19 protein-coding genes are annotated in these 20617 nt (G+C 64.3%); 16 read left to right on the top strand and 3 right to left on the bottom strand.

Annotated features, from left to right (window positions below; translation table 11 throughout):
- The first annotated feature begins 1 nt into the window (after nucleotide 1).
- The 3 genes from maeA to ACM3N8_RS05820 are packed head-to-tail and all read left to right on the top strand — an operon-like array spanning nucleotide 2 to nucleotide 3834.
- Nucleotides 2-1552 (top strand): oxaloacetate-decarboxylating malate dehydrogenase, encoded by a 1551-nt coding sequence (gene maeA, locus ACM3N8_RS05830; protein ID WP_098984730.1) that lies wholly within the window; start codon nucleotides 2-4, stop codon nucleotides 1550-1552.
- A gap of 17 nt (nucleotides 1553-1569) precedes the next feature.
- Nucleotides 1570-3138: an ATP-binding protein gene (locus ACM3N8_RS05825; RefSeq protein WP_043554821.1), complete on the top strand. Its 1569-nt coding sequence runs from the start codon at nucleotides 1570-1572 to the stop codon at nucleotides 3136-3138.
- A gap of 3 nt (nucleotides 3139-3141) precedes the next feature.
- Nucleotides 3142-3834, top strand: a complete 693-nt coding sequence (locus ACM3N8_RS05820; RefSeq protein ID WP_005316875.1) for a response regulator — start codon at nucleotides 3142-3144, stop codon at nucleotides 3832-3834.
- A 107-nt stretch (nucleotides 3835-3941) separates the two neighbouring features.
- On the opposite strand, the gene ACM3N8_RS05815 is transcribed toward ACM3N8_RS05820, so the two are convergent.
- Nucleotides 3942-4850, bottom strand: coding sequence for a LysR family transcriptional regulator (locus ACM3N8_RS05815; RefSeq protein WP_290017292.1), 909 nt, complete (start codon nucleotides 4848-4850; stop codon nucleotides 3942-3944).
- A 99-nt stretch (nucleotides 4851-4949) separates the two neighbouring features.
- On the opposite strand from ACM3N8_RS05815, the gene ACM3N8_RS05810 reads away from it, so the two are divergent.
- Nucleotides 4950-5933 carry an aldo/keto reductase gene (locus ACM3N8_RS05810; RefSeq protein ID WP_043134559.1) on the top strand — a complete coding sequence of 328 codons (984 nt, stop codon included), beginning with the start codon at nucleotides 4950-4952 and terminating at the stop codon, nucleotides 5931-5933.
- A gap of 165 nt (nucleotides 5934-6098) precedes the next feature.
- Here the strand turns inward: ACM3N8_RS05810 and ACM3N8_RS05805 are convergent, their stop codons facing one another.
- Nucleotides 6099-6998: a DMT family transporter gene (locus ACM3N8_RS05805; RefSeq protein ID WP_043134561.1), complete on the bottom strand. Its 900-nt coding sequence runs from the start codon at nucleotides 6996-6998 to the stop codon at nucleotides 6099-6101.
- A 103-nt stretch (nucleotides 6999-7101) separates the two neighbouring features.
- Here ACM3N8_RS05805 and ACM3N8_RS05800 point away from each other — a divergent pair, with 103 nt between their 5' ends.
- Nucleotides 7102-7896 carry an AraC family transcriptional regulator gene (locus ACM3N8_RS05800; protein WP_290017290.1) on the top strand — a complete coding sequence of 265 codons (795 nt, stop codon included), beginning with the start codon at nucleotides 7102-7104 and terminating at the stop codon, nucleotides 7894-7896.
- A 76-nt stretch (nucleotides 7897-7972) separates the two neighbouring features.
- Here ACM3N8_RS05800 and ACM3N8_RS05795 read toward each other — a convergent pair whose 3' ends face one another.
- Nucleotides 7973-9490 (bottom strand): aldehyde dehydrogenase family protein, encoded by a 1518-nt coding sequence (locus ACM3N8_RS05795; protein WP_131729717.1) that lies wholly within the window; start codon nucleotides 9488-9490, stop codon nucleotides 7973-7975.
- A 306-nt stretch (nucleotides 9491-9796) separates the two neighbouring features.
- Between ACM3N8_RS05795 and ACM3N8_RS05790 the strand changes: the two genes are divergently transcribed.
- From ACM3N8_RS05790 to ACM3N8_RS05740, 11 genes are all read left to right on the top strand, one after another.
- The gene (locus tag ACM3N8_RS05790; protein ID WP_290017288.1) at nucleotides 9797-11458 is read left to right on the top strand and encodes a sigma-54-dependent Fis family transcriptional regulator; all 1662 of its coding nucleotides are present in this window, start codon (nucleotides 9797-9799) and stop codon (nucleotides 11456-11458) included.
- A gap of 342 nt (nucleotides 11459-11800) precedes the next feature.
- Complete coding sequence (locus ACM3N8_RS05785; RefSeq protein ID WP_416015650.1) at nucleotides 11801-13111, top strand: GGDEF domain-containing protein; 1311 nt, start codon at nucleotides 11801-11803, stop codon at nucleotides 13109-13111.
- A gap of 148 nt (nucleotides 13112-13259) precedes the next feature.
- The gene (locus tag ACM3N8_RS05780; protein WP_043134567.1) at nucleotides 13260-13670 is read left to right on the top strand and encodes a VOC family protein; all 411 of its coding nucleotides are present in this window, start codon (nucleotides 13260-13262) and stop codon (nucleotides 13668-13670) included.
- 102 nt (nucleotides 13671-13772) lie between these two features.
- Complete coding sequence (phoB, locus tag ACM3N8_RS05775) at nucleotides 13773-14462, top strand: phosphate regulon transcriptional regulator PhoB (protein WP_043134568.1); 690 nt, start codon at nucleotides 13773-13775, stop codon at nucleotides 14460-14462.
- Nucleotides 14463-14470: 8 nt separating this feature from the next.
- The gene (gene phoR, locus ACM3N8_RS05770; RefSeq protein WP_043554831.1) at nucleotides 14471-15766 is read left to right on the top strand and encodes a phosphate regulon sensor histidine kinase PhoR; all 1296 of its coding nucleotides are present in this window, start codon (nucleotides 14471-14473) and stop codon (nucleotides 15764-15766) included.
- A gap of 377 nt (nucleotides 15767-16143) precedes the next feature.
- A complete protein-coding gene (locus ACM3N8_RS05765) occupies nucleotides 16144-17118 on the top strand; it encodes a PstS family phosphate ABC transporter substrate-binding protein (RefSeq protein ID WP_017408555.1) in 975 nt (324 codons plus the stop codon).
- 163 nt (nucleotides 17119-17281) lie between these two features.
- Nucleotides 17282-18088 carry a M48 family metallopeptidase gene (locus ACM3N8_RS05760; RefSeq protein WP_103471359.1) on the top strand — a complete coding sequence of 269 codons (807 nt, stop codon included), beginning with the start codon at nucleotides 17282-17284 and terminating at the stop codon, nucleotides 18086-18088.
- Nucleotides 18076-18582 (top strand): GNAT family N-acetyltransferase, encoded by a 507-nt coding sequence (locus ACM3N8_RS05755; protein WP_241324427.1) that lies wholly within the window; start codon nucleotides 18076-18078, stop codon nucleotides 18580-18582. Before ACM3N8_RS05760 ends, ACM3N8_RS05755 begins: the two co-directional genes overlap by 13 nt.
- A gap of 110 nt (nucleotides 18583-18692) precedes the next feature.
- Complete coding sequence (locus ACM3N8_RS05750; protein WP_042867273.1) at nucleotides 18693-19595, top strand: ROK family protein; 903 nt, start codon at nucleotides 18693-18695, stop codon at nucleotides 19593-19595.
- 41 nt (nucleotides 19596-19636) lie between these two features.
- Complete coding sequence (locus ACM3N8_RS05745) at nucleotides 19637-20362, top strand: copper homeostasis protein CutC (protein WP_290017282.1); 726 nt, start codon at nucleotides 19637-19639, stop codon at nucleotides 20360-20362.
- 44 nt (nucleotides 20363-20406) lie between these two features.
- Nucleotides 20407-20511, top strand: a complete 105-nt coding sequence (locus tag ACM3N8_RS05740) for a hypothetical protein (RefSeq protein ID WP_043554835.1) — start codon at nucleotides 20407-20409, stop codon at nucleotides 20509-20511.
- The last annotated feature ends 106 nt before the right edge of the window (nucleotides 20512-20617 follow it).

The raw sequence follows: 20617 nt of genomic DNA, 5'->3' as shown, positions 1-20617 counted from the left end.
AATGAACGACATCATGATGGGCACCAGCCTGCCCTATGCCGAACGCAAGCGACAGGGGCTGATGGGGCGCATGCCTCACAAGGAGGAGTCCCTTGCCCAGCAACGGCGCCGCATATACCGCCTGGTCTCTGCCATGCAGAGCCCGTTCGATCAGCACCTGCTGCTGCGCCAGCTGCAGGAAGACAACCCGGTACTGTTTTACGATCTGGTGCGCCACCATCTGCCGGAGCTGCTGCCCATCATCTATACCCCTGTGGTGGGGGAGGCGTGTCAGCGTCACAGCGATCTCTATCTGCGCAGCCACGGTCTCTATCTCTCCTGGCACGACAGGGACGATCTGGACGCCATCTTCGCGGCGGTAGAACAGGAGGTGGACGTCATCGTCATCTCCGACGGCGAGCGGGTGCTGGGGCTCGGCGATCTCGGCATCGGCGGCATGGGGATCTGCATCGGCAAGCTGGCGCTCTACTCGGCCGCCGGCGGCATCAACCCGGCGCGCACCCTGCCGCTGTGCGTGGATGTCGGCACCAACAATCCCGAGCTGCTGGAGGATGACTCCTACCTCGGCTGGCAGGCCAACCGGGTGGATGGCGAGTCCTATTACCACTTCATGGATCGGGTGGTGGCGGCCATTCGCACGCGCTGGCCCCAGGTGGTGCTGCAGTTTGAAGACTTCGCCGGCAAGCATGCTGCCAACCTCTTGGCCCGCTATAGAGACGAGCTGTGCATGTTCAACGACGACATCCAGGGCACGGCGGCGGTCGCCTCGGCCTGCGTGCTGGCGGGTTTGCAACAGGCGGGCAGTCGGCTGGCCGACACCCCTGTGCTGATCGTCGGCGCCGGCTCGGCGGGTTGCGGCATCGCCGCCATGCTGGCCCAACTGGCGGGCGGCCCGGAGCGGGTGCAGCTGTTCGATCAGGATGGACTGGTCTGCCTGAATCGCGCCAACCTGACGCCGTCCCAGCGGCCGTTTGCCCGTCCGCCACAAGAGGCCTGCGCCGAGCTGCCTGCGCTCATTGAGCGGCTGCGCCCCGGGGTGCTGATCGGGGTGAGCGGCCAGGGCGGCCTGTTCGACGAGGCTGTGCTGACGGCCATGGGCGCCGCCTGCGAGCGGCCGGTGATACTGCCGCTCTCCAACCCCACCCGCAGTGCCGAAGCGACGCCGGAGCAGGTGTGGCAGGCGACCGGTGGGCGTGCCCTGCTCGCCACCGGCAGCCCCTTTGCCCCTGTGACTGTGGCGGGGGAGGCGCGGGTGGTCTCCCAGTGCAACAACGTCTATGTGTTCCCGGGCATTGGCCTCGGGGCCTGCGCGGTCAAGGCGCGGCGCATCAGCGATGGCATGCTGCAGGCGGCGGTGCGGGCTGTGGGCGCCTATCCGCTGGCCGAGGGGCGCTTGTTGCCGCCCATAGAGCAGGTGGGGGAGGTGGCTCGCGCGGTCGCCAGGGCGGTGGCCCTCACCGCCCGCGAGGAGGGCCTGGCCGATTTTAGCGGTGATCCTGCACCACTGATTGACCAGACCTGGTGGCGCCCGCACTATTGGTCCGCTTCCTGATGTTGCAAGGCTAATCGATGAAACTGCGCCACCAACTGGTTACTCTCTCCCTCGGGCTTTCCCTGCTGCTGATCCTGATCCTGGGCGGCCTGCTCGCCCTCTTTATCCGCCACCTGCTGGAGAGCAATCTGCAGGAGAAAGGCAGCGATCTGGCGCGGGTGCTGGCGGCGGACAGCCGGGTGGTGCAGGCCCTGCAGCTGGGCAGGGATCCCGGCCTGCGGGACTATGTGCAGGGGATCTGCAGCCGCACCGACGCCGCCTACATGGTGGTGACCGACGAGCATGGCCGTCGCCTCAGCCATCCCAGGCCCGAGCTGGTGGGGCAGAAATTCCGTGGTGAGGACATCTGGCCGGCCCTCAATGAGCGGGGCAGTTATTGCTCCAGGGACGAGGGCACCCTGGGGCCGGCCATTCGCTGCTTCGCCCCCGTGATAGGGGCGGACGGGCGCGCCATGGGGGTGGTGGCGGTCGGCTACCTGATGCGGACTGTAGAGGGCATCTATCTGGAGCGGATCACCCTGCTCGTCAGCGCCATCGGCGCCGTGCTGGGCTGTGGCCTGCTGCTGGCGCTCTGGCTGCAACACCTGCTGCGTCGCACCCTGCTGGATCTGGAGCCCGAGGCCATCGTCAACCGCTTCGTGCTGCAGGAGCTGGTGCTTGAGCACATCTCCGAGGGGGTGATCGCCATCGACAGCGGGGGCAACATTCGCATGCTCAACAGCGCCGCCTGTTATCAGCTGCGTCTGCCGGGCACAGGGCGGCACTCCTTGCTCGGCCAGTCGCTGGCCGAGCTGTCGCCGCCGCTGGCCCCGGCCTTGACCCAGCTCGAGACCGAGCTCGGCTTCACTGTGCACGGGGAGTCGTTCGTGGGGCGCTGGCAGGCGGTGGAGGGCAAGGTGCCCGGGCGCCTGCTCATCTTCAGTCGCCCCGAGGTGACCGGCAGCCTCGGCATGCAGGTGACCCATCTGCGCCAGTATGCCGAGATGCTGCGGATGCAGACCCACGAGTTCGCCAACAAGCTGAGCAGCCTCTCCGGCCTGCTGCAGCTGGGCCACGTGGATCAGGCGGTGGAGCTCATTCAGCAGGAGAGCGAGGCCTGCCAGACCATGCTGCAGGGTCTGCTGCGAGCCATCGAGGACAAGCCGGTGGCCGGGCTCATCCTCGGCAAGTTCAGCCGGGCGCGGGAGCTGGGGGTGGAGCTGGTGCTGGATCCCGACTCGGCGCTGGCGGAGTATCCGGCGGCCGTGTCGGCGGATCTCATCACCCTCATCGGCAACCTGCTGGACAACGGCATTCGCGCCGCCTGGGCACGGCGCAAGCTGTGTCCGCCGCGGGTGCTGATTTCCCTCAACGACTTTGGTCGCCGGCTGGTGATCGAGGTGGAGGACAGCGGCGAGGGGGTGGACGAGGCGCTGGCGGATCATCTGTTTGATTACGGCATCAGCCGCCAGACCGGCGATCACGGGGTCGGCCTCTTCCTGGTCAAGGAGACGGTGGCCAGGCGAGGGGGTGTGATAGAATGGCGACGCACCGCCGAACAGACAACCTTGTTCGGTATCTACTTGAATAAAAACCAATTGGTGTGATCTATGGAGCCCATTTTCACTCTGGTGATCGAGGATGACGAACGGATTGGATCCATTCTGGCCGAGCTGGTCTCCTCCACCCCCGGATTTTCCCTGCTGGGTCGGGCCGAGAGCCTGACCCAGGCTGACCTCATGATGCGTGCGACCGAGCCACAGCTGCTGCTGGTGGACATCTCATTGCCCGACGGCTCGGGCCTCGAGTGGGTGAACCGGCTGCGCAGCCACAACCGCGAGGCCTATGTCATCATGGTGACCGCCTCCTGCGACGTTGAGACCATACAGCAGGCCCTCAACCTGGGGGTGCAGGATTACATCATCAAGCCGCTGCGACTGTTTCGCATCCAGCAGAGCCTGGACGAGATCCTCACCCTGCACAGGCGCATCTGCGAGCGCGGCTCCCTGGAGCAGAGCGATCTGGATCGGCTGATGGGCAAGGGGCGCCCCCAGGCCAGGGAGGTGCGCGATACCCCAAAGGGGATCGACGCCATCACCTTGCGCCAGGTGCTGGAGCTGCTGGCCGGCGAGCCGGATACCGCGTTTTCCACCGATACGGTGGCGCTGCGCCTCTCCTTGAGCCGCACCACGGCGCGCCGTTATCTGGAGTATCTGGAGTCGGAGGACAGGGTCGATGTGGATCTCAACTACGGTCAGCGTGGCCGGCCCGAGCGGCGCTACCACTGGCGGCGGGGCAACTGAACCGGCGTTTTTTTGCGCTCAAATGCAATGCAAGAAGGGAGCCTGGGCTCCCTTCTTGCTGTCTGCCCGTTGCGGCATGGGTTGCAGCCCTTGCTACCCCGCCTGGTTCACAGTGCGCCCAGCGGGAAAGGGTGGAGGGCTGACTCGGCCTCTTCAAACAGCTGGATCAGGTGATCCGCGACGGCCCGCACCCGTCTGGAGTGGGCGAGATCTGTGTGGATCACCAGCCAGATCGGCTGATCCACCCCCAGCTCGGGCAGGAGGCAGACGAGATCCGTCTCTTTGGCCAGATAATGGGGCAGCACCGCCAGCCCGAGGCCGGCGGTGGCGGCGGCCAGCTGGGCCGACAGCGTGTTGGTCTCCACCCTGCAGGGGCGGCCACGCAGCATGCGAGCCATCCATTTGGCGGCGGGCAAATGGCCGTGGGCTTCCCCCCAGCCGATGAAGGCATCCTCATCCAAGCTGGCCGCATCTGTCCCCGGCTGGCGGGTATCGACATAGCTGCGAGCCCCATAGAGGCCGAAGCCCAGGGTGCCCAGCCGTTTGATGGTGACGTTGCCGGCGTCAGGTTTGACCATGCGCACGGCCAGATCGGCATCGCGCCTGTGCAGGTTCACCGTTTGCACGCCTGTGACCAGCTCCACCCGCAGGTCGGGATGAATGGCAAACAGCCTGGCCAGGGAGGGAATGATGAGCGGGTTGGCCAGATTGTCTGCGGTGGCGAGGCGCACGGAGCCGGCCACTTGCCCCTGTTGCTGCCCGGCGTCGCCAAAGGCATGCCCGGCATGTTCCAGCGCCTCGGCCCGCGCCAGCAGGGCCTCCCCATCGTCGGTCAGCCGATAGCCGTGCTGATGACGACTGAACAGCGGCAGGTCCAGTGCCGACTCCAGGCGATCCAGCCGTCGAGAGACGGTGGCAATGCCCAGCTCAAGGGTGAGGGCGGCACCACTCAAGGTGCCGCTGCGGGCGATGGCCAGAAAGACCCGGGCATCATCCCATAGCAAGAGAGAGTTCATGTATCTTCCATAATCGGAAAGCTGGCTGCCAATCCAGTCTATACCGAAACCCTATTCACAAGACCATACTGACTCCCATCTTGTAAGGGAGGAAATGTGATGCAACGACGAACACTGGGAACCGATCTGGACGTATCCGCCATGGGCCTCGGCTGCATGGGCATGAGTGAATTCTATGGCCCGCGGGATGATGAGCAGGCGCTGCGGGTGCTGGCCCGGGCCATCGAGATGGGGATCGATTTTCTCGACACCGCCGACATGTATGGCCCGCACCACAATGAAGCCTTGATCGGCCGCTTCCTGGCGACCCACGGCGCCGGGGTCAAGGTTGCCACCAAGTTCGGCATAGTGCGTCAGAGTGGCGAGTACAGGCGCACCCTGGACAACAGCGCCCAGTATGCACGGCAGAGCTGTGAAGCTTCGCTGCGCCGGCTCGGGGTCGAGCAGATAGACCTCTACTATGTGCATCGCATCGACCCGGCGCACCCCATCGAAGAGACGATGGCGGGGCTGGCGCCACTGGTGCAGGAGGGCAAGATTGCCCGTATCGGTCTGTGCGAGGTCAGCGCGGCCACCTTGAGGCGTGCCCATGCCGTGCATCCGGTGGCGGCGGTGCAGACGGAATATTCCCTCTGGACGCGGGATGTCGAAGCCCAGGTGCTGCCGACCTGCCGCGAGCTGGGCATAGGGCTGGTGGCCTATTCCCCCTTGGGGCGGGGCTTTCTGACCGGACGTTTCCAGCAGGATACGGCGTTTGAAGAGGGCGACTTTCGGGCCAGCCTGCCGCGCTTTCAGCAGGAAAACATCGCCACCAACCGCTCGCTGGTGGAGGTGATCATGGCCCTGGCGGCACGCAAGCAGTGCACGACGGCGCAGATCGCCCTGGCCTGGCTGCTGGCGCAAGGGGATGACATAGTGCCCATTCCCGGCACAAGGCGGATCCCCCATCTGCAGGACAATCTGGGCGCCCTGTCGGTGCACCTGGCAACAGAGGATCTCGCCGCGCTGGACAGCGCCATCACGGCCTTGCCGGTGGCGGGGGAGCGCTATACCCGGGAAGGCATGAAGGGGGTGAACGCATGAGCGGGCACAGCCCGATCGGCGTGAATTAGCCTTTGCGCTGCGGGCCCGGATCGATCCGCCGGTGCCGGGGCAACCGAGCCGGTGGTTTTTAGCGCTAAGATACAAACAAGAAGGGAGCCTGGGCTCCCTTCTTGTCTTGTGTTGCACACACGTTACCGTGCCGCTTTATGCCTCCCCGGCGAGGGCGGGGCGCACCCTGGGTTTGAACTGGGAGAGCATGACGCCGCTCAGGATCAGGCCGCCGCCGAGCAGGTGATGGCCGTGGATGGGCTCCCCCAGGGTGATGACGGCGATCAGCGCCGTGCACAGCGGCATCAGGTTCATGAACACTGAGGTACGTTCCGCCCCCATGCAGGCGAGGCCGCGCATCCAGCAATAGGCCGCCAGCAGGGAAGAGGCTATGCCGGCAAACAGCACCAGACCCCAGCCCTCGGCGGGGACCGCCAGGGAGTCTGCGCTGAGGGCGACCGGGATCAGCAAGAGCACAGCCAGCAGGATCTGCATGTAGAGGTTGAGCCAGGGGCCGAACGGCAGTTGCCAGCGGCGGATCAGCAGGCCATAGAGGGCGTAGCTGGCGGAGCCGAGCAGCATGAGCCCGTCCCCCTGATTGATGCCGTTGTGCAGCAGGGCCAGCGGCTGGCCCTGGCTCAGCAGCCAGAGCACCCCGAACAGCGAGATGCTCATGCCGAGCAGGGCCTGCTTGCCCGGCCGCTGGCCGAAGAAGAGCGCGCTCTGCAGCAGGGTCAGCAACGGGATGAGTGAGCCTATGACCCCCATGTTGGTGGCCGAGGTGGTGTGGGCGGCGTAATAGGCGAGGCACTGGTAGAGCACCATGCCAAGGGCCGCCAGCACCAGCAGCTTGCCGAGCCAGGGGCGAATTTCGCCACGGCGGCGCCACAGCTGCGGCAGGCAGAAGGGGGTCAGCGCCAGGGCGGCGATCACCCAGCGGTAAAAGGAGATGGCGGCGGGATCCAGCACATCGGCGGCGGCCTTGGACACCACTGTATTGGTGGCCCAGATCAGCACGGCCATCAGCGGGAACATAAGCGGGAAGAAGATACGCATCAAAGGCTCCTTATTATCGAGATGGCCAGTCTACCCTTGTCTTTCTGTTATCAAGTAACGTAAAAATGACAAATTATCCCGTGCAAAGGACAATCCGCCCGTTATGGCCATACGTCACTACCATCCGACGGATCTGCATCTGCCTGAGCCCAATCCCCTCTATCTGCGCTATCAGCAGATCCAGGCCGAGAGCGCCTGTGCGTCCCACAGCCACCCCTGGGGCCAGCTCAGCATGATAAGCCTGGGGGTGTTGGAAATCGTGCTGGAGGATCACCGGCTGGTGGCGCCGGCGGACTACCTCATCTGGGTGCCCGCGAACCTGGAGCACGCCTCCTACAACCAGCAGGCCCTCGACTACACCTCCATCTATGTCAATCACGCCCTGGCGGCCAGATTGCCGGCCGAGCCCTGCCTGCTGGAGATGACGCCGCTCATCCGGACCATGCTGGCGGATTTTTGCGAGCGCAAGCTGGGCCACATGCTGGATGAGTGGGACGTGCGCCAGGCCGAGCTGCTGGTGGAAAAGCTGACCCGCACCCGCTGCCAGGACAGCTACCTGCCCATGAGCCAGGACAAGCTGCTGGCCCCCATGCTGGCGGCGCTGCACAGCGATCCCGCCGATCCGCGCACCCTGGCCCAGTGGGCCGAACAGTTGCACAGCACGGAGCGCACCCTGGCCCGGCGCTGCGTGCGGGAATTGGGGATGAACTTCGGCCAGTGGCGGGCCCGGCTCAAGCTGCTCAAGGCGCTGGCCTGGCTCAAGGGGGAGTTGCCGGTGCAGGAGATTGGCTGGCGGCTCGGTTACGGATCCACCTCGGCCTTTATCGCCATGTTCAATCGTGAGCTGGGCTGCTCGCCCCAGCGCTATCGCCAGCAGCTGGCCCAGCCCGGCAGCTAAGTGCGGGTGCCGATCAGCGGATAAAAAGAGGGCGCCTTATCGGCGCCCTCTGACTGTGTTTAGAGTCCGCTGCCCGTCAGAAGAAGCCGAGGGGATTGATGTCATGGCTTACCAGCAGATTCTTGGTGTTCTGGTAGTGATCCAGCATCATCTTGTGGGTCTCGCGGCCTATCCCCGACTTCTTGTAGCCGCCAAACGCTGCGTGGGCCGGGTAGGCGTGGTAGCAGTTGACCCAGACCCGGCCGGCCTGGATGCCGCGCCCCATGCGCCAGGCCAGGTTGCTGTCGCGGGTCCACAGGCCCGCCCCCAGCCCGTACTGGGTGTCGTTGGCAATGGCCAGCGCATCCGCCTCGTCCTTGAAGGTGGTGACCCCGAGCGCCGGCCCGAAGATCTCCTCCTGGAACACCCGCATCTTGTTCTGGCCCGAGAAGATGGTGGGCTGGATGTAGAAGCCCCCCTCCAAGCCGCTCACTTTGGCCGGGCCACCGCCGATCAGCATCTTGGCCCCCTCGCCACGGCCTATCTCCATGTAGCTCAGTATCTTGTCGAACTGCTCGCGCGATGCCTGCGCTCCCACCTGGGTGGCGGTATCGAGGGGGTTGCCCTGCACTATGGTACGGGCGCGGGCCAGCACCCTGTCCATAAAGTCGTCGTAGATCTTCTCGTGTACCAGCGCGCGGGAGGGGCAGGTGCACACCTCGCCCTGGTTGAAGAAGGTCATCAGCATGCCTTCCACCGCCTTGTCGATGTACTGGCTCTCATGCTGCATCACATCGGCAAAATAGATGTTGGGGGACTTGCCGCCCAGCTCCACGGTGGAGGGGATCAGCTTGTCGGCGGCGCAGCGCAGTATATGGGCGCCGACTTCAGTTGAACCGGTAAACGCCAGCTTCTGGATCCTGTCGCTGGTGGCCAGCGCCTGACCCGCCTCGGCGCCGAAGCCGTTGACCACGTTGACCACACCGGGGGGCAGTATGTCCTTGATGAGATCCATCATCAGCATGATGGTGACCGGGGTCTGCTCGGCGGGCTTGAGCACGCTGCAACAGCCGGCCGCCAGCACGGGGGCCAGCTTCCAGGCCGCCATCAGCAGCGGGAAGTTCCAGGGGATGATCTGGCCGACTACGCCGATGGGCTCCTTGAAGTGGTAGCTGACGGTGTGCTGATCCAGCTCGGCGGCCGAGCCCTCCTGGGCGCGGATGCAGCCGGCGAAGTAGCGGAAGTGATCCACCACCAGCGGCAGGTCGGCGGCCAGGGTCTCGCGCACCGCCTTGCCGTTCTCCCAGGTTTCGGCGATGGCGAGCACCTCTATGTTCTGCTCGATGCGATCGGCGATGCGCAGCAGCAGGTTGCTGCGCTCGGTGACGCTGGTCTTGCTCCAGCTGGCGAACGCCTTGTGGGCGGCATCCAGCGCCAGCTCGATGTCGGCGGCATCGGATCGGGCCACCTCGCAGAACACCTTGCCGTCCACCGGCGAGATGTTTTCGAAATAGCGGCCGGCGCGCGGCGCCACCCAGTCGCCACCGATGAAGTTGTCATAACGGGACTTGAAGCTGACCAGGGCACCTGCCTGACCGGGAGCGGTATAAATCATCTCATCATCCTTATGTGTGTGAAGGTCCTGCCCGGCTGCACGCGCTGGCTGGCCGGGGTGGTACGCAGGGGGTATCGCAAGGGCCATGCCAAAGGGTCTGACCAGCGGGCAAAAGGTTACAAAAACGTTACCAAACGGGGTGCGGCAGCGTATCTTGGTTAACCAATGACCACGGCGAAGGTGAGGAAACTGTGCTGATTCTGGACAGTGACCGTGACAGTCGTGCCGTTTGTGAACAGGAGGCGTGATGAGCGAGTTACCCACATTTGCCGGCCCCATGCGTGCCGTTTGTGAACAGGAGGCATGATGAGCGAGTTACCTCAATCCAGTCTCAGCCCCAGTCCGATCCAGCGCTCCTGGCAGCGTTGCTTGCATCAGGGCCTGCTCCGCCAGCAGAGCGCCGAGCTGGATCTGCTGCCCCAGGGGGAGCTGTCGGCCCGCCAGGAGCAGCACAGGACGCTGATTGCCTGCTTCCAGCGCTTCGTGCTGCCGCTGTTTGCCCAGTTGCTGGCGGGCAGGCCCTGTCGCCTGCTGCTGTGTGACGGCGAGGGGGCCATACTGGCCGCCAGCGGTGACGACGGCTTCGCTCGCCACGCCGAGCGCATCTTTTTGCGCAGCGGCGCCCGCTGGGGGGAGGCGAGCAAGGGCACCAACGCCATCGGCACAGCGCTGGCCGAGCAGAGCGAGGTGCAGGTGCTGGGGTCCGAGCACTTCTTCGCCCAGCACAGCTTCCTCAGTTGCAGCGCCAGCCCCCTGCTCGGGCCCGACGGGCAATTGCTCGGGGTGCTCGACATCTCCACCGATGCGGCCCACCACGACGGCGACATGCTGGGCACTGTGCGGCTGCTGGCCATGACGCTGGAAAACGCGCTGCTGGCGCGCCAACCGGGCTGGCTGGTGGATCTCGATCCCCAGAGTCTCTGGTCCGCCCGTCTGCTGCTGGGGGAGGGGGGCGAGCTGCTCGGCGCCAACCGGGCCGGCCGGCTCTGGCTCGGCCAGCACCCCTTCGATGGCAAGCAGCTGCTGCGTGAACGCCGTGGCCTGCTGCTGGTGCCAGAGCCGGTTGCGGAGTCCCGGCAAATCGAGCAACCAGGGTCGGCACAGGTACCGCTCAAGATGCTGGAGCGGGGTATCTCGTTGCTCATCGAGGGGGAGACAGGCAGCGGCAAGGAGCACCTGGTGCGCGCCCTGCACCGCCAGTCGAGTCGGCAGGACAAGCCCCTAGTGTGCGTCAACTGCGGCGCCCTGCCGGCCGATCTGGTGGAGGCCGAGCTGTTTGGCTACGTGGGCGGGGCCTTCAGCGGTGCCCGCAGCCAGGGCAGTCAGGGCTATCTGCGCGCCGCCCACGGCGGCATCCTGATGCTGGATGAAATCGGCGAGCTGCCGCTGCTGGCCCAGACCCGGCTGCTGCGGGTGCTGCAGGAGCGCAGCGTTACCCCGGTCGGCAGCCACAAGCCCGAAGCGGTGGATTTCTGGCTGGTCAGCGCCAGCCACCGGGATCTGGCGGTCATGGTGCAGGCCGGGACGTTTCGCGAGGACCTCTATTACCGGGTCTGCGGCTGGCGCCAGCAGCTGACACCGCTGCGGGCATGGTCACAGGGCGATCGCCTAGGGCTGATCCGGCGTCTGCTCTCGGAGATGGACCCGGCCCTGCAATTGACGCCGGAGGCGGAGCTGCAACTGCTGGCCCATCCCTTGCCCGGCAACGTGCGCCAGCTCAAGCAGGCGCTGGAGGTGGCCTGCGTGCTGGCGGAAGGGCTGGGCTGGATTGAGCCCGCTCACCTGCATCTGCCCGCCGCATCGGCAGCGCCCTCGTCGTCGCAGGCGAGTACCCACACCTTGCGCCAGCAGAACCTGCTGCGGGTGCAGCAGACCTTGGCGGCGTGCGGGGGCAATGTGAGCGAGGCGGCGCGCCAGCTCGGCATCAGTCGCACCACCCTCTACCGGGCGCTGCGTGAAGGACCCTGAGGGCTTTGTTGCCCGCCATTCCCCTTGGGCAAGATGAGCCATCAGGGTCCTTTTTATTGATTTCTCTTTATTTTTCATGGCATGGAGTGTTCTATCCTGAGATTCACAATCTGATGGGCAAGTGCGTGGCTTTCCGGGGCGCCAACCTGGCACCTCCCGGTTGACGCAGGACGGCCGCACCCGGGTGGTGCGCCTGATCCCGGGGCGAGTCCGGCCCTGTCCGCCGGTATCCGGCTGAGAAAATACCCTATGGCGCCCGTGTCGGCGCGTGTAATAACCAGGGATCCTGGCGTGCCGGATCCCCTGATATAGAGTCAGAGCCCCTAGTCGGGTGGAGCCTATATGACCTTTTCCTATTCTCGTCTGGCCAATGTGTTGTTCTGGGTGTTGTTGGGGTTGAGCTTGCTGGCGATCCTGCTGTTTGAATTCGGGCCGGATCGGCGGCTCGACATGCTGGCCAATGCCCGCCTGTCGGTGGCGGTACAGGATGACAGGATCCATGGTGGCGCTTCTGTCACTACCTTGCTGTCGGCCGCCGGCCAGCAAAGCGGTTATCCTTTGCCGACGGACAAGCCAGCCATCGACTGCCAGTTGCGCGAAGGCTATGAGTACCCCTTCTGTGAACTGATCCTGACGCTGAGTCTGCCGGAGCAGGGCATCGATCTCTCCCGCTTCGAGGGGGCGCGCATCCAGCTGCAGGTCGAGGGGCCAGAGCCCCAGTTCTGGCGCCTCTATCTGCGCAACTACCACCCGATTTACTCCCGGGCGGGTGATGCCACCTCCCACAAGTTCAACGAGGTGATCTTTCGCCCCGATGATTACGGCCGGGTGCAGGATGTGCCGCTGCGGGTCTTCACGCCAGCCACTTGGTGGATCCAGCAGTACCGTATTCCGCTGGCCCAGCAAGGGGAGGACCTGCGCCATGTCTACGCAGTGGAAATCGCCTCCGGCATCGGCATGCAGCCAGGCCACTACCGGCTGGTGCTGGAGCGGATGGAGTTCTATGGTCGCTGGGTGCAACCGGGAGCCTTCTATCGTCCCCTGCTGCTGAGCTGGCTGGTTTACGGCCTGCTGCTGTTCATGGTGCAGCACCTGCTGATGCGGGATCGATTGCGCAAGGCCCGTGAGGCCAGACAGGTGGCGGAGGCGCGCAGCCAGAGCCTCTGCGAGCAGACCCGGCGCACCGAGGAGGAGGCCAGGTACGATCCCCTGACCGGCGCCCTCAACCGGTTCGGTGGCAACAAGCTGCTGGCCGAGCTCGGCGATATGCCCCTCTCTTTCATCTACATCGACATAGATCACTTCAAGCTTGTCAACGATGGCCATGGTCACCCGGTTGGGGACGAGGTGCTCAAGCACATGGTGAGCGAAGTCCTGCGCCACTGCGATAGCTTGTGCCGGCTGGTGCGCTGGGGCGGGGAGGAGTTCGTGCTGGTCTGCCTGCACTACGAACAGGCCCGTGCCAAGGCGCTGGCGGAGCGGCTGCGAGCCGCCCTGGTGGCTTATCCGCACTGGCCCCTGGCGCTGTCCATCACGGCCTCGTTCGGGGTGGCGGAGCGGCGCGGGGATCCCCTGGAGCAGGTTCTCAAGCGGGCCGACGAGGCGCTCTATCAGGCCAAAAAACGGGGTCGCAACAGGGTCGAGGTGGAATAGGAGGTGGAATAGAACGCAGGTCTGGTGGCAGGGGAAGGGCTGCTCCTTCGAGCGGGGCATTGCTGCTGGAGCCCAAGACTCCAAGCCGCTATGATGCGCGCCAGCCGGGGTGTGAGCCCCCTTCATCCATCTGTTGAGGAGTATTTCCATGTCACAACACATAGGCGCCTTGGCCCTGCTGGTGGCCGACTATGACGAGGCCATCACCTTCTTCACCCAGGGGCTGGGTTTTGCGCTGCTGGAAGACACGCCCCTCGACGAGCCGGGCAAACCGGGCAAGCGCTGGGTGCGGGTGGCGCCTGCCGGCGCGCCAGGTTCAGCGCTCTTGCTGGCCCGTGCCGCCACGCCGGAGCAGCAGGCCGCCATCGGTCAGCAGGGGGGCGGCCGGGTCTTTTTGTTCCTCGAAACCGACGACTTCTGGGGGGATTACCAGCGCATGCAGGCGTACGGTGTTCATTTTTGTGAACAGCCACGTAGCGAGCCATACGGCATGGTGGTGGTGTTCGAGGACATCAGTGGCAACCGCTGGGACCTGCTGCAACTCGCTGCTGCCAACTGAATCTGAAAACGTTTATCATCCCGCCTGTCATAAAGTCATAAAAGTGTCACAGAAAGTTCTAATAATTGGCGCACCCATCTTCACACAGGAGAGAGAAGGGATATGGCTAAGCGAATTCTGGTGGTCGAGGACGAAGCACCGATCCGCGAAATGCTCTGCTTCGTGCTCGAGCAAAAGGGATATGAGACGGTTGAAGCTGAAGATTACGCCGATGGACTGGCGAAGGTGCGCGAGCCTTACCCCGAACTCATCGTGCTGGACTGGATGATGCCCGGCGGCAGTGGTATCCAGTTCATCAAGCAACTCAAGCAGGATGAGGTGACCCGCCAGATCCCGGTGGTGATGCTGACCGCCCGCGGTGAGGAGGAGGACAAGGTGCGTGGTCTGGAGGCGGGTGCCGATGACTACATCACCAAGCCTTTCTCCCCCAAGGAGCTGACTGCCCGCCTGCACGCCGTGATGCGCCGCGTCTCCCCCACCTCGGTGGACGAGGTGATCGAGGTGCAGGGGCTCAAGCTGGATCCGGTTTCCCACAGAGTCAGCGCCGAAGACAAGGCGCTGGACATGGGGCCGACCGAGTTCAAGCTGCTGCACTTCTTCATGACCCACCCCGAGCGGGTCTACAGCCGCGAGCAACTGCTCAACAATGTCTGGGGTACCAATGTGTACGTCGAGGACAGAACCGTGGATGTGCATATTCGTCGCTTGCGCAAGGCCATTGAAGAGACGGGTCACGATCGATTGATTCAGACGGTGCGCGGCGCAGGCTATCGCTTCTCAACCCGTCTGTAGAGGACGTTATGTTGCAACCTTACGCCTGGCGGCGACAGTTGTGGCGGATGGCATTTTTTTATACGCCCTTCGTCTTGGTCGGCTGGTTGACGAATACCCTCACTCTTTGCCTGTTGGTGGCGACCGTGCTGCATCTGGGCTGGCACTATCGCTTCCAGAAGCGGCTGTCGGACTGGCTGTGGCACGATCGCAGCCTGGTGCCCCCCAACGGCAGCGGCAGCTGGGAGTACATCTTCAACGGCATCTACAAGTTGCAGCAGCGCCACCGTGCCCGGCGCCGCGAGCTGGCGGGCCTCATCCGCCGCTTTCGGGAAGGGGCCGAAGCCCTGCCCGATGCCGCCGTGGTGTTTCGCACCGACGGCAGCATCCTCTGGTGCAACCGGCTGGCGGAGCAGCTGCTCGGTTTTCGCTGGCCGGAAGACGCCGGTCAGCACATAGGCAACCTCATTCGCAATCCCGCCTTCGGGGCCTATCTGAACAAGGGGCAGTATGACGAACCGTTCGAGATGACCTCGCCCATCAACGAGGAGAAGTTTCTCGAGTTTCGCATCATGCCCTACGCCGAGGATCAGGCCATGCTGGTGGTGCGGGACGTCACCCGGCTGCGCAGCCTGGAGAAGACCCGCAAGCACTTCGTCTCCAACGTTTCCCACGAACTGCGCACGCCGCTCACAGTGCTCAAGGGCTATCTGGAGATGACCGAAGAGCCGCCCCCCCCCGCCCTGTGGGCCAAGGCGCACAGGGTGATGATGGAGCAGACCATCCGCATGGACAATCTGGTCAATCAGCTGCTCACCCTGTCGCGGATCGAGGCGGCTCCCTCGGTGGATCTCTCCCACCTGGTGGACATGCCCGCCATGCTGGGGCTGCTGGAGCAGGAGGCGCGGGCGCTGTCGGGGGAGCGGGCGCACCAGATCGAGTTCAGCGTGCAGCCCAATCTGTTCGTGCGCGGGGATCAGGATCAGCTGCGCAGCGCCGTCTCCAACCTGGTCTACAACGCCATTCACTACACCCCGGCGGAGCGCAAGATCAGCGTGGAGTGGCGCAAGCAGGGGGCCATGGCGCTGTTTGTGGTGCAGGACGAGGGGGAGGGGATCCCGCCCGAGCATCTGGCGCGGCTCACCGAGCGCTTCTATCGGGTGGACCGGGCCCGCTCGCGCCACACGGGTGGCTCCGGGCTGGGGCTCGCCATCGTCAAGCACGCCTTGAGTCATCACGATGCCCAGCTCGATATCGAGAGCCGGGTCGGCCTCGGCAGCCGTTTCAGCTTCCTCATTCCGGCCCGCATGGTGGTGTTGAAATAGTCTTTTTCGGCAATGGGTTAGCAGTGCAGAGAGGGCGGCGACAGCGGCCCTCTTTTCATTTGCTCACAAGCCTCGCCATGTCATTAAAGTGTCACATTAAATCCATAAATTTGTCACTGCCAGGTCAGATACTGGCGCCGTCTTGAGAACGGACCTGTCGCCGACTTGGCGCAGGCAGAGTACGAAACGCGACCAGCCGATCGCTGTGCTCGGGATGCTACCACTTTCGGCCTCAGATTGACGATTGCCTTCTGCCACCGCTGGACTGGGGGAAGAGGGCATGAAATGACACTCAGCGAATCGCTCGGCGTGACCGACGGTGCGCCAAGTTAACCCGTGTTTTGATGGACTGCGTTCTGCAACCTTGGAGAGATTGGATGAAACTCAACAAACTGGCTGGTGTAATCGGATTCACCGCAGCTACCCTGTTTTCCGTCAGCACCCTGGCTGCCGGTGTGGATAAAAACCTGCCGGATTACACTCCGACCAGCGGCATCTCGGGCAACCTGTCCTCTGTCGGCTCGGACACCCTGGCCAACATGATGACCCTGTGGGCCGAAGAATTTAAGCGCATGTACCCCAACGTCAACGTGCAGATCCAGGCTGCCGGCTCCTCTACCGCCCCGACAGCACTGACCGAAGGTGTCGCCCAGTTCGGCCCCATGAGCCGCGCCATGAAGTCCGGCGAGGAAGAGGCGTTCGAGAAGCGCTACGGCTACAAGCCTACCGCCATCCGCGTCGCGGTCGATGCCCTGGCCGTGTTCGTCAACAAGGACAACCCCATCAAGGGGCTGACCATGCCGCAACTGGATGCCATCTTCTCCAGCACCCTCAAGTGCGGCGAAGCCAAGGCCGCCACCAAGTGGGCCGATCTGGGTCTGGATGGCAACTGGTCCTCCAAGGATCTGCAGCTGTTCGGTCGCAACTCTGTGTCCGGTACCTACGGTTACTTCAAGGAACACGCCCTGTGCAACGGTGACTTCAAGAGTGGCGTGAACGAGCAGCCGGGTTCTGCCTCAGTGGTGCAGTCCGTCTCCTCTTCCCTGAACGGTATCGGCTACTCGGGCATCGGTTATGTCACCTCGGGTGTGCGCGCCGTACCGCTCTCCAAGGATGGCAAGACCTTCATCGAAGCGAGCGCCGACAACGCCATTACCGGCAAGTACCCGCTGTCGCGCTTCCTGTACGTTTACGTGAACAAGCACCCGAACAAGCCGCTCTCCCCGATGGAGCAAGAGTTCCTGAAGATGGTGCTCTCCAAGGCGGGCCAGAACATAGTGGCCAAAGATGGCTACGTACCTGTACCGGCCAAGGTGGTCGAAGCCGACCTGAAGAAACTGGGCATAATGTAAGCCGGTTTCCTCTGCAACACGGGCCCCGCGGGGCCCGTTTTCTTTTTGAGTGGATCTACAATGACGACATGTGACCGCTTTCGCCGAACAGCGTGATCTGTCGACTTGCGCCGGACGCCCGCATTTCCGAAAATAGGGCATCTTTATGGTGAAGGACACCTCCATGACATCTCCCCTGTTCAAGCTCGGCCTGGCGGCACTCTGTTCCACCCTGCTGGCCAGCTGTGCCCAGTCTCCTACCGGCCGCAGCCAGATGCTGCTGTTCTCGCCCCAGCAGATGAGCCAGCTGGGGGCCGACTCCTTCGAGCAGATGAAGAAGCAGGAGAAGGTGAGCAAGGATGCCAGGATCAATGCCTATGTCTCCTGTGTCGCCAAGGCGGTGACAGCCCAGGTGCCGAGCCAGTACGGCATCACCAGCTGGGAGGTGGTGGTGTTTGACTCCAAGCAGGTCAACGCCTTCGCCCTGCCCGGCGGCAAGATCGGGGTCTACAGCGGCCTGCTCAAGGTTGCCAAGAATCAGGATCAGCTCGCCACCGTCATAGGCCACGAGTTGACCCACGTGCTGGCCCAGCACTCCAACGAACGACTCTCCCGCAGCCAGCTGACCGGTCTCGGTCTGGCGGCGGCCGACATCGCCATGGGCAGCAGCGAGTATCGCGGCGCCACCATGGCGGCGCTGGGGCTCGGGGTCGAGGTGGGGGTCATGCTGCCCTATGGCCGCGAGCAGGAGAGCGAGGCGGACCGCCTCGGTCTGGATCTGATGGCCCGCGCCGGCTTCAATCCCGCCGAGGCCGTTCCCCTGTGGCAGAACATGAGCGCGGCCGCCGGTGGCAAGGCGCCGCCGCAACTGCTCTCCACCCACCCCAGCAACGAGACCCGGATCGCCGAGCTGCAGGCCCAGCAGGCTGAAGCTATGCCGCTCTACGAACAGGCCCGCGCCTCCGGTCTGGTACCCCAATGCAAGGCGTAAGCCTGCGCATGGCGCGGCCCGATGATGCGCCTGCCATGACGGTGATGCAGCGGGCCAGCTGGCTCGCGGCCTATGGCGAGGTGCTCGGTGCCGACATGCTGGCCCAGCTTTCGGTGACCGAGCACCTGCAGATCTGGCAGAGCCGGCTCGCCGAATCCGGCCCCAGGCCCATGCTGCTGTGCCAGGACGAGGTGGTCATAGGCCTGCTCTACTGGCAGCTCGTGCTGGATGGCACAGAGCCGAACGCCCTGATCCGCGCCTTTTACCTGCATCCCGATCACTGGCGCCAGGGCCATGGCAAGCGGCTGTGGCAGGCGGTGGCCATGCAGATGCGTCGCGCCGGCTGCGACAGCGTCAGATTGTGGCTGCTCGATGGCAACCGGATCGGCGAGGGGTTTTACCTGAGGCGCGGCTTCGTCTTCGACGGCCAGGAGCGCACCCTGATGAGCCTTGGCCAGGCTTGCCTGCAACGGCAAATGTTCCGTTTGCTTTGATCTCTCTCCCATTTTTCACCCCCGGTCACTTTATTTTTTTTGCGAATTAATACAATGTGCTGCTCTGGACAGGCTGAGGTGAGGTGACTCACCGACAAGGGAGTGTGGGCATGTATTACGGCTTTGATATTGGTGGCACCAAGATAGCGTTCGCCGTGTATGACGGCGCCTTGAACCTCTGCCATGAGGAGCGCATGAGCACGCCCGGCAACGATTACGAGGGGCTGCAGCAGCTCATCCGTGATCGGGTCGAGCAGGCGGACGCCCGCTTCGGCGCGAGAGGCGCTGTGGGCATCGGCTTCCCCGGCATCCTCAATCGGCACGATCACAGCATAGTGGCGGCGAACCTGCCCTCCATCAATGGCCGCCATCTGGGCGCCGATCTGGCCGAACTGCTGGGTCGCCCGGTCAAGGTGGACAACGATGCCAACTGCTTCCTCTGGTCGGAAGTGCACCAGGGCGCGGCGGCCGGGGCCGACAGCGCGCTGGGGGTCACCATAGGCACCGGCATCGGCGGCGCCGTCTATCTGGCGGGCAAGCTGATCCAGGGCCGCAACTGGCTGGCGGGGGAGATAGGTCACTATCCGCTGCCGGCCACCATGCTGATGAAGTATCCCGACCTGCCTCGTCCTCGTTGTGGCTGTGGTCGCCTGGTCTGTTTTGAAACCTATGCATCCGGCACAGGGCTGGAGCGGCTCTATCACCATTTTCATGGCCAGCGTGCCAGCGGTCACCAGATAGTGGGGCGCTTCGAGGCCCATGAGCCCCATGCGGTGGCCACGGTCGACTGCTGGCTCGAGATCATGGCCGCGGGGCTCGCGACCGCCATCTCCGTGGTTGATCCCGAGGTGGTGGTGCTGGGAGGCGGCTTGAGTGGCCTGCCTGCCCTGTACCAACAGCTGCCGCTGCGGTTGCCCGGCCATCTGCTGCCCGGTGTCGCCCTGCCCGAGATCCGCCAGGCCCGCTTCGGTGGCGCCGGCGGGGTGCGCGGCGCGGCCTTGCTCAATTTATGAGATCAGATGTGCTGTCTGATCTCTCCAATAAAGGAGTCATCATGACCCGTCTTGAAATTTGTATCGACAACCTGGAATCCCTGTTCACCGCCCAGCAAGCCGGCGCGGATCGCATCGAGCTCTGCTCTGCGCTGGGGCTGGGTGGCCTGACCCCCTCTTATGGCTTCATGCAGCTGGCCGCGCGCCACGCCAGCGTCCCCGTCTACGCCATGATCCGCCCCCGCGCCGGGGATTTTTGCTTCAGCGCCGCCGAGTTTGAACTGATGCTGCTGGATATCGCCGCCGCCCGTGCCGCCGGGTTGCAGGGGGTGGTGATCGGCCTGCTGGATCAAGAGGGGCGGGTGCCCGCCGATCCGCTGCGCCAGCTGGTGGACGCGGCCGGGCCGCTCGGCGTCACCTTCCATCGCGCCATCGACCTCTCTTCCGACTGGCGGCTGGATCTGGAGACCATAGTCGCGGCCGGCTGCGAGCGCATCCTGAGCTCGGGTCATGCGCCGACCGCGCTGGCGGGGCTGGAGACACTGCAGGCCATGCAGCAGGCCCTGGCGGGTCGTGCCAGCCTGATGCCGGGTGCCGGGGTCAATGCCGACAACGTGCGCACCATACTGGAGTTCACCGGTGTGAGCGAGGTGCACATGTCCGGCATGGGCTGGCGTGGCGGCATGGTGCCCCATGGCGTCAACATGGGCACCTCGGACGATGGCCGGGTCAATATCACCGACGGCGCCAAGGTAGCGGCGGTACGGGCTTTGCTGGACAAGGTCTGATACGGGCCGCGCGGCGGCATGGTGTTTCTCCATACGGGGTCAACATGGGCACCTCGGACGATGGCAGGGTCAATATCACCGACGGTGCCAAGGTGGCGGCGGTGCGGGCCCTGCTGGATCGCGCTGATGCCACAGCAAGTGAGGTTTGAGTCCAGAGGTTCAGCGCGCCATTGTGCCTGACAGGATCGCCGCCGATGGGCGGCGATCCTGCTCTTCTTGTGTGAAGTTCCTCCCACGGGCGGGGAAATCAGGGTC

The sequence above is a fragment of the Aeromonas sp. A04 genome (genome assembly GCF_047780465.1).
Lineage (GTDB): Bacteria > Pseudomonadota > Gammaproteobacteria > Enterobacterales > Aeromonadaceae > Aeromonas > Aeromonas bestiarum.
The sequence above is the reverse complement of the archived record's forward strand: the minus strand, read 5'-3'. Positions and strand labels throughout refer to the sequence as shown.

Coding starts and splice junctions, on each gene's coding strand:
- maeA (WP_098984730.1), top strand. CDS start 2: ATGAACGACATCATGATGGGCACCAGCCTGCCCTATGCCGAACGCAAG.
- ACM3N8_RS05825 (WP_043554821.1), top strand. CDS start 1,570: ATGAAACTGCGCCACCAACTGGTTACTCTCTCCCTCGGGCTTTCCCTG.
- ACM3N8_RS05820 (WP_005316875.1), top strand. CDS start 3,142: ATGGAGCCCATTTTCACTCTGGTGATCGAGGATGACGAACGGATTGGA.
- ACM3N8_RS05815 (WP_290017292.1), bottom strand. CDS start 4,850: ATGAACTCTCTCTTGCTATGGGATGATGCCCGGGTCTTTCTGGCCATC.
- ACM3N8_RS05810 (WP_043134559.1), top strand. CDS start 4,950: ATGCAACGACGAACACTGGGAACCGATCTGGACGTATCCGCCATGGGC.
- ACM3N8_RS05805 (WP_043134561.1), bottom strand. CDS start 6,998: ATGCGTATCTTCTTCCCGCTTATGTTCCCGCTGATGGCCGTGCTGATC.
- ACM3N8_RS05800 (WP_290017290.1), top strand. CDS start 7,102: ATGGCCATACGTCACTACCATCCGACGGATCTGCATCTGCCTGAGCCC.
- ACM3N8_RS05795 (WP_131729717.1), bottom strand. CDS start 9,490: ATGATTTATACCGCTCCCGGTCAGGCAGGTGCCCTGGTCAGCTTCAAG.
- ACM3N8_RS05790 (WP_290017288.1), top strand. CDS start 9,797: ATGAGCGAGTTACCTCAATCCAGTCTCAGCCCCAGTCCGATCCAGCGC.
- ACM3N8_RS05785 (WP_416015650.1), top strand. CDS start 11,801: ATGACCTTTTCCTATTCTCGTCTGGCCAATGTGTTGTTCTGGGTGTTG.
- ACM3N8_RS05780 (WP_043134567.1), top strand. CDS start 13,260: ATGTCACAACACATAGGCGCCTTGGCCCTGCTGGTGGCCGACTATGAC.
- phoB (WP_043134568.1), top strand. CDS start 13,773: ATGGCTAAGCGAATTCTGGTGGTCGAGGACGAAGCACCGATCCGCGAA.
- phoR (WP_043554831.1), top strand. CDS start 14,471: ATGTTGCAACCTTACGCCTGGCGGCGACAGTTGTGGCGGATGGCATTT.
- ACM3N8_RS05765 (WP_017408555.1), top strand. CDS start 16,144: ATGAAACTCAACAAACTGGCTGGTGTAATCGGATTCACCGCAGCTACC.
- ACM3N8_RS05760 (WP_103471359.1), top strand. CDS start 17,282: ATGACATCTCCCCTGTTCAAGCTCGGCCTGGCGGCACTCTGTTCCACC.
- ACM3N8_RS05755 (WP_241324427.1), top strand. CDS start 18,076: ATGCAAGGCGTAAGCCTGCGCATGGCGCGGCCCGATGATGCGCCTGCC.
- ACM3N8_RS05750 (WP_042867273.1), top strand. CDS start 18,693: ATGTATTACGGCTTTGATATTGGTGGCACCAAGATAGCGTTCGCCGTG.
- ACM3N8_RS05745 (WP_290017282.1), top strand. CDS start 19,637: ATGACCCGTCTTGAAATTTGTATCGACAACCTGGAATCCCTGTTCACC.
- ACM3N8_RS05740 (WP_043554835.1), top strand. CDS start 20,407: ATGGGCACCTCGGACGATGGCAGGGTCAATATCACCGACGGTGCCAAG.